Genomic DNA, 11,990 nt, shown 5'->3' on the forward strand with positions numbered 1-11,990 from the left:
CACTTATCAAACGGTAGAGTCTGGCAGTTGGAATGTAGTAATTATTTATCCGTCGGTTTTGCTATATATAATGATATTTCAAGGCCCAAAAATGAGATTTGGAAATATCAAAAAAAGGTTTCTACTTTCGGAAAAAAGCAGCAATTCAGACCTCAAATGAGCAGATTTTTACTATTTATTTTATTGACAATAAGCAGTTTGGCCAAAGCCCAGCAACTCGAAAACTTGATTGAAAAATGTGAAGATTTTCATTTGTCAGGGCAATCCGATTCTTTGAAAAAATACTCAAAGATTGCATTAGAAATTGCTAATAAAAACAACGATGCACAATCAAAAACTCGCTTACAGTATTTTGGTGCTACTGCTTTACTCCGCACTCAGCCTGATAGTGCAATCAAACTTCTGACGAGTCTCAACAAAGAATTTATCAATCGAAACGACACAAAGTTTTTGCCTTATATCAATGCTAGTTTTGGTGCTTACAATCGAAAAATGGGTGATTTCAAGGAGGCTTTAAAGTATCATAACCGAGCCATTGAATATGCCAAACAGCATTATTTGAATACTGACAATAAAAAATTAAATAGAATTATTGCACTTCAACATAACAGTATCGCTGTAATAAATTTTGAGATGTCGGACTATGAACTTTCTAACCAAAATGCGTTGTATGCTTCAAAACTGGCAAATCAATATAATATTCCACAAATAGAATTGGCTTCGACAATTATCTTGGCCAATATACAAATGCACTTTAAACAGTTAGATTTAGCCGAAAAAAGTTTTCTTGAAGCAAAAAATCTATCGATCCAACTCAAGGACAAATACCGTTTGGGGGTTGCTTTGGCAAATTTAGGAATTATTAATTTTCTGCGAGTTGAGGCATCACAAACTAACTCAAAAGCATATATAGCTTCAAAAAAGTATTTCTTCGAGGCACTCGAAATGGCAAAAGAACAAAATGATTTTACAGCTATTTCGGCTCGATACTCAAATTTAGCGAATGTAGAAAATGTGGTAAAACAATATCAAAGTGCTAATATTTTTCTAAAAGAAGCATTAAAATATGCCGATTCATCAAAATCAAAGTTGCTCACAATGCAGGTGACAACTTCTTTGGCACGCAATTATTTGGCATTGAACGATACAAAAATGGCCATCGAATTGGCCAATAAAGGCTTGAAGATGTCGCAGGAAATGAGTAATGAAAAAGAGTTGCCAAACCTCTACGGTATTTTACAAGAAGCCTATACCAAAGAAAAAGATTTTGTAAAAGCTCTTGAATTTCAGAAAGCACAAATGAGTGCAAAAGATAGCTTGTATATCACCTCAACATCTTCCAAAATCACCGAATTACAAACGAAGTATGAAACCGAAAAAAAGCAAAAAGAAATTGAAGTTTTGACCCTCCAAAACCAAGCAAAAGAAGCCGAAATCAAACAAAAAAATTATTTAATTTTGGCCATTACGCTCGGAATTTTGATGCTTTTGGGCAGTTTTTTCTTTTGGAATCGTCAGCGAAAACTCAAAGAAAAACAACAAGCTGCCGAAATGAAACAACGACTTTTGAGAGCTCAACTCAATCCACATTTTTTGTTTAATTGCCTTAATTCCATTCAACGACTTTACATTGATGGGAAAACCTCACAAGCGAATGATTTTATTGCCGATTTTGCCCAATTAATGCGAGATATTCTCGAAAAAACCAGTCGCACTACCATTCCACTCTATGAGGAAATGGATTTTATTGAAGCCTATCTTTCGCTCGAAAAAAGACGTTTAGGTGACAAATTTGAGTACGAAATAATTATGACCGATGAAGTCAAAAATGCCGACTTTTCTGTACCATCATTCATAGTTCAGCCTTTGGTAGAAAATGCACTTTTGCATGGTGTTTTACCTAAAAACCAGAAAGGGAAAATCGAAATTTTAGTCAATCATCTAAACGATGAAAGCTTTTCTATTACCGTAAAAGATGATGGTGTAGGGTTTTATGAATCCATGAAAAAAGCAGGCAAACATACCTCAAAAGGCATGGAACTGATAAAAACAAGACTCGGAAAGAAAGGTAAAATGCTGATTAAAGAAATAAAAAATTTGAATAACGAAATACTGGGTTCGGAAGTTGAACTCGTTTTGAACACGTAAATGCTAAAGGTTATTATCATTGATGACGAAGAAGATGCAAGGTATCTACTTCGTAAGGCATTGGAAGAAAATTTTGCCGACAAAATCAGTATTGTTGGTGAAGCCGATGGATACAAAAAAGGAATGGCACTACTCCAAAGTGTGCCTTGTGACGTAACTTTTTTAGATATAAAAATGCCTGACGGAACAGGTTTTGATATTCTAAACAGTCTCGAAGATTATGATTTTTCGGTAGTTTTTATTACTGCATTTGACAGATTTGCCATTAAAGCCTTTGAGTTTTCGGCAGTAGGATACTTAGTTAAACCTTTCAAAATCAGCGATTTAACAAAAACCATAGAGAGAATTTTAGAACAGAAAGAAAAATCCAGCAAAGATTCATCTGCACCTTTCAAGATTTTACTTGAAAGCTATTCAGAGCAGAAAATTCGTAAAATAGTAGTGCCAAATACGGATGGTTTCACGGTGGTGATGTTGGAAGAAATATTATATATCAACTCAGTCAGAAACTACTCCGAATTTCATTTGGTCAATGATACAAGAGTGCTTACGAGTAAGCCTTTAATTAATTACGATACGCTACTTTCAGAGCAAGGTTTTTTCAGAATTCACCACTCGTACCTCATTAATCTTAGCCACTTAAAGGCCTTCGTTCGCTCGGAAGGCGGAGCTGTAAAGATGATTAACGGAGATTTATTGCCTGTTTCTCGCCAGAAAAAAAGCGAGTTGATGGATAAGTTTTTGTAAAACCAATCTATCAACTCACAAACAAAAATATTATTTTAGCTCTAATATCTCAGCCAAAACCTCATCAATTTCATCTTTTTCAACACGAAGGTTTTCAATGATGAATTTCTGACGCTCAGGTGTATTCTTGCCCATGTAGTAACTCAAAATCTTAGGAATTGAAGATTCTTTTTCGAGAATTACTGGTTCAAGGCGTATATTTTCTCCAATAAAGTTTTCAAATTCATTCGGTGAAATTTCTCCTAAGCCTTTGAAACGTGTAATTTCTGGTTTAGGCGATAATTTTGAGATAGCTTTTTGGCGTTCTTCGTCCGAATAACAATAAATCGTTTCTTTTTTATTTCTTACCCTAAACAATGGTGTTTCAAGAATATACAAATGCCCTTCACGCACTAAATCAGGGAAGAACTGTAAGAAAAATGTGAGCAATAATAGTCTGATGTGCATTCCGTCAACGTCGGCATCAGTAGCAATAATGATTTTATTGTAGCGTAAATCCTCTAAACCATTTTCGATATTGAGGGCGTGTTGAAGTAGGTTGAATTCTTCGTTTTCATAAACGATTTTCTTCGTAAGTCCGAAACTATTCAATGGTTTTCCACGCAAACTGAATACAGCTTGTAGTTCGGGATTTCGAGCCTTTGTAATCGAACCACTTGCCGAATCTCCTTCTGTGATGAACATTACTGTATCAAAACGCTTTTCATTTTTCTCATCATCTAAGTGAAAACGACAATCTCTTAGCTTTTTATTATGCAAATTGGCCTTTTTGGCTCTTTCATTGGCCAATTTTCTAACACCTGCCAATTCTTTTCTTTCACGCTCCGACTGTTCAATACGTTTCTTGATGGCTTCTTTCACCGCCAAATTCATGTGCAGGTAATTATCCAGCTTCTCTTTCAAGAAATCACTAATAAATGTTCTGACAGTAGTTGCGTTAGGTTCGGGCGAAATCGTAGCCGAACCAAGTTTAGTTTTGGTTTGAGATTCAAACACAGGCTCTTGCACACGAATCGAAATTGCACCGATTACTGACTGGCGAATATCTTCAGGAGCATAATCTTTCCCAAAGTGCTCTCTGATTGTACGAACCAAGGCTTCTTTAAAACCTGAAAGGTGCGTTCCACCCTGTGTGGTATTCTGACCATTTACAAATGAATAATATTCTTCACCATACTGATTACCGTGTGAAAGTGCAACCTCTATATCTTCCCCTTTTAAGTGAATAATTGGATAACGCAACGAATCTTCATCGGTTTTTCTTCTCAATAAGTCTAAAAGTCCATTATGAGAAATATACTTTTGCTTGTTGAAAACAATCGTCATACCTGCATTTAAGTAGCAATAATTCCAAATCATTGCCTCTACGTACTGCGGAATATAATGGTAATTTTTAAAAACGGTATTGTCAGGCTCAAAAATTACGAGAGTACCATTCTTTTGGTCAGAATCCAAAATTTCAGATTCTTTAGTCAGCTCTCCTTTATTAAACTCGGCCCATTTGGTTTTTCCTTCACGAAAAGCCTGTACTTTAAAATACGAAGAAAGAGCATTGACAGCTTTCGTACCAACTCCATTCAGACCAACGGCTTTTTGAAAAGCCTTACTATCATACTTGGCACCAGTATTAATCTTTGATACAACATCGACCACTTTTCCGAGTGGTATTCCACGGCCATAATCCCGTACTTCTACTTTTCCTCCGTCGAGTTTTATTTCGATTGATTTACCGTAGCCCATTGCATACTCGTCAATGCAATTATCCATTACTTCTTTAAGCAAAACATAAACTCCATCATCCGCAGCCGAACCATCGCCCAACTTTCCGATATACATTCCTGGACGTAAACGGATGTGTTCTTTCCAATCAAGCGAGCGAATACTGTCTTCGTTATAAGTTGCTTCTTTAATCTCAGCCATTTTTTCTTAGAATATTTTGTAGTTTGGGGTTTTATTATTTACTTTGTATCTCAAAGTTCTTTTTAATACATACTTTATATGAAACAGCAACAAAATAAAAAATCTTGTGTTACTTTGCATAACTTTTTCGTTTGTAAAGATAATAAAAGAGAAAGTCATTCGACAAATAACGTTATTGATATGAAATTAAGCAAGAACAGTTTTTCACAATTTTTTTTCAAATTTACGCTTTTTATACTGATTTTTAGCAAATCATTCGGACAAAATCCAGTTGCCACTCCTACTGGTCCCGCCGCAACTCCCACAAACATCCCGACTAACATACCAACTGGTACACCAACCAATACAGGCAATGCAAACCAAGCAACGCCCAATATGCCACTTCCTGCAAAAAACAGAGTATTGCCAAATAATGACCCAAATGCGGCGAGAAATGTACAAGCTGCTCCAAACGACCAACGGGCAATAAATAAGGAAGATTCACTTAGGATTATTCGTGAAGAAGAGGCTAATCAAGATGCAGCGAAAGCAACTTTAAGAAGAAGAATTTTTGGTTACAATCTTTTTAATACAGTAAAGTTTGACCCAACTCCTGCAATCAATATTGCAACACCAAGCAATTATGTGTTAGGGCCAAATGACCAACTCATTATTGATATATACGGATATTCACAGACGATGTTTAAGCCAATCATTTCAGCAGATGGCTATATTACAATTGAAAAAGTTGGTCTAATTTATTTGGCAGGTTCTACTATTGAACAAGCTAAAGATAAAATAAAAAGCCGTTTATCAAAAATATACATTGGTTTAAATCCATATTCAGGCTTCCCTGCTAATACATTCCTTAATGTATCGCTTGGGAATATCAGAAGTATTAAAGTAACTGTTACGGGTGAAGTAATCGCCCCAGGTACATATACGCTTTCTTCATTATCAACAGTGCAAAACGCACTTTATGCTTGCGGTGGACCTAATGAAGTAGGTACTTACCGTAAAATTAATGTCATCAGAAATAATAGAATAGTAACAACATTTGATATTTATGAACTGTTGATGACTGGTTTTGCAAAAAATAATATTATTCTACAAGACCAAGATATTATTCAAGTATTGCCTTATACTTCAAGAGTAGCTGTTAAAGGCAATACAAAACGTGAAGGTTTATTTGAACTTTTAGAAGATGAGAAAATAAACAAAGTCATTGAATATGCTGGAGGTTTCGCTCCTTATGCATACCGCCATCGTTTGAAAGTTTATCGCAACACTACACGTGAAAGAAAGCTCTTAGATGTAATGGAAAACGAATTCAATACATTTAAAATGCAATCGGGTGACTCAATTGTAATTGAAAGAGTTTTGGAAAGATTTGAAAATATGGTTTCGGTAAATGGTGCCATTTTCAGAGCAGGTGAGTATTCTTTGGAAAGTAGCCCAACACTTACACAATTAATCAAATCTGCCGAGGGTCTGAAAGGAGAAGCTCTTACTGGTAGAATCTCCATTATTCGTACGCGTGATGATATGATTATTGAAAATATATCAGTAAATTATGACGATATAATTAAAGGAAAAGCAGCCGATATTGCCCTCAAACGTGAAGATGTCATTACAATCCCTTCAATTTTTGATTTAACAGAACCAGCTTATGTCAGAATCCAAGGGGCAATCAATAACCCTGTAGGCGAAGATGGAATCGAGATTCCATTTTTAAGAAACATGACAATCGAAGACGTGTTGGTAAAAGTAGGAGGCTTATCTGAATCTGCTTCATTGGCACGTGTCGAAGTAGTTAGAAGAAAAAGAAACGTTGACCCTACTGCAACAAACGCTCAAATTTCAGACACTTATACTTTCACAGTAAATTCAGACCTAAAGGTTGAACAGACAGGAACAAAATTTGTCTTATATCCTTTTGACGAAATTTTTGTTCGTCGCTCACCTAACTATGTTGAACAGACCTTTGTAGAAATTCAGGGAGAAGTAATTTTTCCTGCTACCTACGGTATTAAAAGTAAAACTGAAAAGATCTCTGATTTGATTGAAAGAGCTGGTGGACTAAGCCCACAAGCCTACCTTGAAGGAGCAACGTTAGTTCGTCAAATTCAACTAAGTGAAATCGAAATCACTCAACGTCGTAAAGCTATTAACGAAATCACCAATAGCGTTAGAGGAAATCAAGCAGTAGAAGTAGAAGATGTAAATGCAACAACTGTCTCATCAATTGGTATTGATTTGACAAAAATCATGCAAAACCCAGGCTCTAACGTAGACATGATCTTGCAAGATGGCGATATCATCAGAATTCCAAAGCGTCTCGAAACAGTTCGTGTACAAGGAGAAGTATTATACCCGACCACTGTAAAGTTTTTGGATGACAAAAGTTTCATCAACTATATTTCAAATGCTGGAGGATTTACCAAAAGATCATTAAAAAGTAAATCGTATATACTTTATGCCAATGGTTCAGTAGATAGAACACGTAGATTTTTATTTGTGAACATTTATCCGAAAGTTGCCCCTGGCTCGGAAATAATTATTCCACAAAAAACTACCACAGCACAACAACAAATTGCTCAAGTCCAAGGCTTATTTGCTACTGTTGCTGGTACTATCACAACACTTATTGGAATTTTCACACTCTTACAAATTTCAAAATAATCTTTCGAGATAAAGAAGTTATAAAAATGGCAGACTATCAAACCATACAAGAAGAACAAATAAACACAAAAGATTTACTAAAGAAAGTAATTGGTGTTTTCAAACTTATTGGGAACGAATGGCGATTACTCTTAATAAGTATTGCTCTTGGCACACTCATTAGTATTCTTCTTGATGTAAAAGAATTAAAAGACACAGATTACACAGGAGAGATACAATTTAACTTAGAAGCTGGTGGTGGCCAGCAAATGGGTTTAGGTGGATTAGGCGGCCTCGCTGGTGCTTTTGGCATTGGTGGAGGTGGCACGGGTTCAAACGATTTGTTTAGTGGCGGAAACTTCGGCTTGGTCATCTCATCAAAAACACTTTACGAAAAAGCGTTGATGAAAGAAGTTCTGATAGGTGGAAAGAAAACACTCTTCATAAATTTCTACAAAGATAGTAGTGATATTGCTAAAAAAGAATGGGGAGGCGATCTGCTTCACGAACCTAATTATAAAGCAATTAAATATCGTTTTACACCCAAGTCACCAAATGATTTTACTAAGGACGAGAACATTATGTTGTCAACCATCTACGAAAAACTTGAAGCCCAAACTGTACTTCAACCACTTGATAAGATGGGGTCAATCATGGTTTTATCTGCTACAACAAATAGCGAATATTTAACAAAAGTTTGGTTAGAAACGCTTTTAGAAACCCTTGAAGAATTTTATGGGGAAGTAAGAACGCAAAAGACCCGAAAAATTTATGACATTCAAATGTCAAGATTACGGGAATTAGAAGGAAAGTTAAGTTCAACTGACCGACAATTGGCTAATGCTCAGTTTCAGAATCAGAATGCTGTTGACCCAACTGCACCGATGCGTACTATGCAGTTGAACCGTAGTAATAACTATGTTTCTACTCAATATTATCAACAATTGGCAGCGGTAGAACAAATAAAGATGCAGTTAATCAATCAAACACCACTCTTTACCGTTTTACAACCTGTTCGCTTACCACTTCTACAACGCACTTACACCGTTGGAGGCAATACCAAAACAGGGGCAGTATTAGGCTTTTTCTTATGTTTGGTGTTTATCATTATACGAAAATCATATCAAGAGCTGATTAGCTAATCAGTGTTAATTATATTAAAAGAATAAGTTTTTCCTTCTCTTTTGAAGGTTATTAATAAATGGAAAGAGACGAAGTAGTAATAAAAGCAGGAAAGTCTGCCCTACATTATTGGAGAGAAGTCTGGCGTCAACGAGAATTATTTTGGATTCTTGGTAAACGTGATGTAATGGTTCGCTACAAACAAAGTGTTTTAGGAATAGCTTGGGCTTTGATTAGAACCTTGTTAACGACACTCGTTATGGCATTTGCTTTTGGGAAAATTGCCAAACTTGATCAAGAAACTTCAATTCCCTACATATTAGTAGTAATTCCGGGGGTGGTTATTTGGCTCTTTTTCTCACAATGTTTATTACAAATTAGCAATAGTATCATCGGAAATGGCAACTTAGTGTCTAAGGTATATTTCCCAAGAATTATTATACCATTTAGCTCACTTTTAGTGGGTCTGTTGGATGCTGTAATTGCAATTGCATTCTTTTTTGTTGTATGCCTTTACTACCAGTTTTTACCAAATTGGCATATTATTTTTGCTCCCATCTTTTTACTATTAGCTTATTTGGGGGCTTTCGGAGCTGGACTTTTTGCAGCAACATTAAATGTGAAGTATCGAGATGTTGGGCAAATCATCCCATTCGTTGTGCAATTTGGCTACTTTATTTCACCAGTTGCTTATTCAGTAGAAGAATACAAAACAATGTGGTGGTATCCTATCTATAACCTCAATCCAGTAGCAGGTACAGTTGATGGAATGCGATGGTGTATGCTCGGCGATTTCGCTGAATTCAACTGGCAAAGCTTTATACCAATGCTCATTTTTGTGACGTTATCAGTAGTTTTTTCAGTTTGGTTCTTCAGAAAAAATGAAAATTCATTCGTTGACCATTTGTAAAAATCAAGTCTGGGAATTATTTTTCAAAACATGATTTTTATTAGTTTTTCAAAAACCAATACATAATAAATTTGTAACAATTATCGCAAAGGTCATTTTCCGAATGGCTATTTTGTAAATAATAGATGAAAGCAATTTCGATTGAAAATATTTCAAAAAAGTATATTCTGAGTCATAAAAAGAAGAAGTACCAAAATCTAAAAGAAAGTGTTTCTGGATTTTTTGGCGAACTTTTCACTTCAAAAGACGAAGAAGAAACAAAAGAAGTTTTCTGGGCTTTACGCAATGTTAGTTTTGATATTGAGCAAGGAGACCGTATCGGAATCGTAGGCTCGAATGGTGCAGGAAAATCTACTTTACTCAAAATTTTAAGCCGAATTACCGAACCTACCAGCGGGCAAGTAAAAGTAAATGGCCGAATGGCAAGTTTATTGGAAGTTGGAACTGGTTTTCACCCCGAACTGACTGGCCGTGAGAATATTTTCTTGAACGGTGCTATTTTGGGTATGAAACAGCAAGAAATCAGAAGTCAATTCGATGAAATTGTGAGTTTTGCAGGCATCGAAAAATTCTTAGACACACCCGTAAAACGCTATTCATCAGGAATGTACGTGCGTTTGGGTTTTGCAATTGCTGCTCACCTCGAACCCGAAATCTTAATTGTTGATGAAGTGTTGGCAGTTGGTGATTCCGAATTTCAAAAGAAATGTCTCGGCAAAATGAAAGACGTTTCGAGCAGCGGACGAACCATTTTATTTGTAAGTCATAACGCAACGGCCATTCAAGGACTTTGCAATAAAGCAGCATTCTTACAAAAAGGCAATTTGGTCAAATATGGTGAAGTTGGTGAAGTATTACATGACTATATGACAAGTATTTCAAAATTCCAACTGCAACAAAATTGGGAAACGCCAGAAGAAGCTCCAGGAACTGATCAGGTAAGAATCAAAAATATTGAGGTTGTACCAGAATTTGTCAATGGTAGTAAAAATATTGATGTTCGCACACCATTAAAGGTAAATATTGAGTTTTGGAATATGCTCGAATCAGCACACTTAAATTTGAGTATATTTTTATACAATATGACAGGTGAATGTGTTTTTAATGTAGGTAGCCAAGCAAAAACATTTACAAAAGGCCTAATTAAAGGAATGCTCGAAATTCCTGCTAATTTCTTAAATGATGGGTCTTACTACATTTCAATCATGATTGTAAAAGATACTGCCGACCCGATTTATTTCATGGAAGATGCAATCAGTTTCGACGTAGCCGATTGGCGAGAAGGCACAAACTGGTACGGGAAATGGCCAGGAGCTGTACGTCCAATCAATATTCCGGTCCAAACTTGGAAAGTTGATGGATTGATTTAAAAATTGATAGTTGATAATTTATAATTAAAAAAGTGGCTATAAACGTAACAAAATCTTTTTTACCTCCGATTGAAGAATACCAAGAAATTATCAAAGGTATTTGGGAAAATACATGGCTGACCAATAATGGACCTTTAGTTAGAAAGTTGGAAGGACAACTAAAAGAGTATTTAAACGTTGAAAATCTACTTTTTGTAGGAAATGGAACAATTGCGATTCAGATTGCTCTCAAGGCACTGAACCTGACTGGTGAAATCATCACTACGCCATTTTCCTATTGTGCTACAACCACTTCTATATTGTGGGAAAATCTGCAACCAGTTTTTGTTGATATAGAACCTAAAACATTCAACATCAATGCCGACTTAATTGAAGCAGCCATTACAGAAAAAACATCAGCAATCATGGCTACGCATGTATATGGTCGCCCATGTGATGTTGAGAAAATTGAAGAAATTGCAAAAAAACATAATCTGAAAGTCATTTACGATGGTGCTCACGGATTTGGAGCAATTTATAAAGGAAAATCTGTGCTTTCTTTTGGTGATATTTCAACCTGTAGTTTTCACGCAACCAAGGTATTTCATAGCATCGAAGGAGGTTGCATTGTAACTAATAATACTGAACTAAATAATAAACTGGAGCTTTATCGCAGTTTTGGCCACAAAAACGATGACTATTACACGATGGGCATCAACGGAAAAAACTCAGAGTTTCATGCAGCAATGGGGCTTTGTAACCTTCCAAAAGTAACCGATATAATAAATAATCGTAGAGTAGTTTCAGAAAAATACGACGCTTTATTGAATTGGAAAAAATTGAGTCGTCCAACCAATGATATTGAAGGTTTTGAATATAATTATGCTTACTACCCTGTCATTTTAGAATCAGAAGCAAAACTTTTAGAACTTACTGAGGCTCTAAAAAAAGAGAATATAACTCCAAGAAGATATTTTTACCCATCTCTCAACCAATTGCCTTACTTAGATTTCTATAATCCTTGCCCTATTTCGGAAAACATTGCCCAAAGAGCGTTATCTTTGCCACTTTATTATGATTTGGCTTTAGAAGATGTCGAACGCATTGCAAGCATCATCAACGAAAATCTTTGAGTTACACCTAAATCTGAGTTT

Annotated in this window: 8 protein-coding genes; 7 read left to right on the forward strand and 1 reads right to left on the reverse strand. The window is 35.7% G+C overall.

Annotation, left to right across the window (positions count from 1 at the left end; translation table 11 throughout):
- Window positions 1-156 precede the first annotated feature (156 nt).
- Both ABR854_RS17290 and ABR854_RS17295 read left to right on the forward strand, forming a co-directional pair.
- Window positions 157-2,148: a histidine kinase gene (locus tag ABR854_RS17290; RefSeq protein WP_350266890.1), complete on the forward strand. Its 1,992-nt coding sequence runs from the start codon at window positions 157-159 to the stop codon at window positions 2,146-2,148.
- Window positions 2,149-2,895, forward strand: a complete 747-nt coding sequence (locus tag ABR854_RS17295; RefSeq protein WP_350266892.1) for a LytR/AlgR family response regulator transcription factor — start codon at window positions 2,149-2,151, stop codon at window positions 2,893-2,895. It begins immediately after the preceding gene.
- A gap of 30 nt (window positions 2,896-2,925) precedes the next feature.
- Here ABR854_RS17295 and ABR854_RS17300 read toward each other — a convergent pair whose 3' ends face one another.
- Window positions 2,926-4,815, reverse strand: coding sequence for a DNA topoisomerase IV subunit B (locus ABR854_RS17300; RefSeq protein ID WP_350266894.1), 1,890 nt, complete (start codon window positions 4,813-4,815; stop codon window positions 2,926-2,928).
- A gap of 180 nt (window positions 4,816-4,995) precedes the next feature.
- Here ABR854_RS17300 and ABR854_RS17305 point away from each other — a divergent pair, with 180 nt between their 5' ends.
- The 5 genes from ABR854_RS17305 to ABR854_RS17325 all read left to right on the forward strand — a co-directional run bounded on the left by ABR854_RS17305 (window position 4,996) and on the right by ABR854_RS17325 (window position 11,969).
- Window positions 4,996-7,476, forward strand: coding sequence for an SLBB domain-containing protein (locus tag ABR854_RS17305; protein ID WP_350266896.1), 2,481 nt, complete (start codon window positions 4,996-4,998; stop codon window positions 7,474-7,476).
- A 26-nt stretch (window positions 7,477-7,502) separates the two neighbouring features.
- A complete protein-coding gene (locus ABR854_RS17310) occupies window positions 7,503-8,597 on the forward strand; it encodes a hypothetical protein (RefSeq protein ID WP_350266898.1) in 1,095 nt (364 codons plus the stop codon).
- A 59-nt stretch (window positions 8,598-8,656) separates the two neighbouring features.
- Window positions 8,657-9,487, forward strand: a complete 831-nt coding sequence (locus ABR854_RS17315; RefSeq protein ID WP_350266900.1) for an ABC transporter permease — start codon at window positions 8,657-8,659, stop codon at window positions 9,485-9,487.
- Window positions 9,488-9,612: 125 nt separating this feature from the next.
- The gene (locus ABR854_RS17320) at window positions 9,613-10,857 is read left to right on the forward strand and encodes an ABC transporter ATP-binding protein (protein ID WP_350266902.1); all 1,245 of its coding nucleotides are present in this window, start codon (window positions 9,613-9,615) and stop codon (window positions 10,855-10,857) included.
- A gap of 32 nt (window positions 10,858-10,889) precedes the next feature.
- Entirely contained in the window at window positions 10,890-11,969 is a 1,080-nt protein-coding gene (locus tag ABR854_RS17325) for a DegT/DnrJ/EryC1/StrS family aminotransferase (protein ID WP_350266904.1), read from the forward strand.
- The last annotated feature ends 21 nt before the right edge of the window (window positions 11,970-11,990 follow it).

This window comes from Emticicia sp. W12TSBA100-4 (genome assembly GCF_040253585.1).
Taxonomy (GTDB): Bacteria; Bacteroidota; Bacteroidia; order Cytophagales; family Spirosomataceae; genus Emticicia.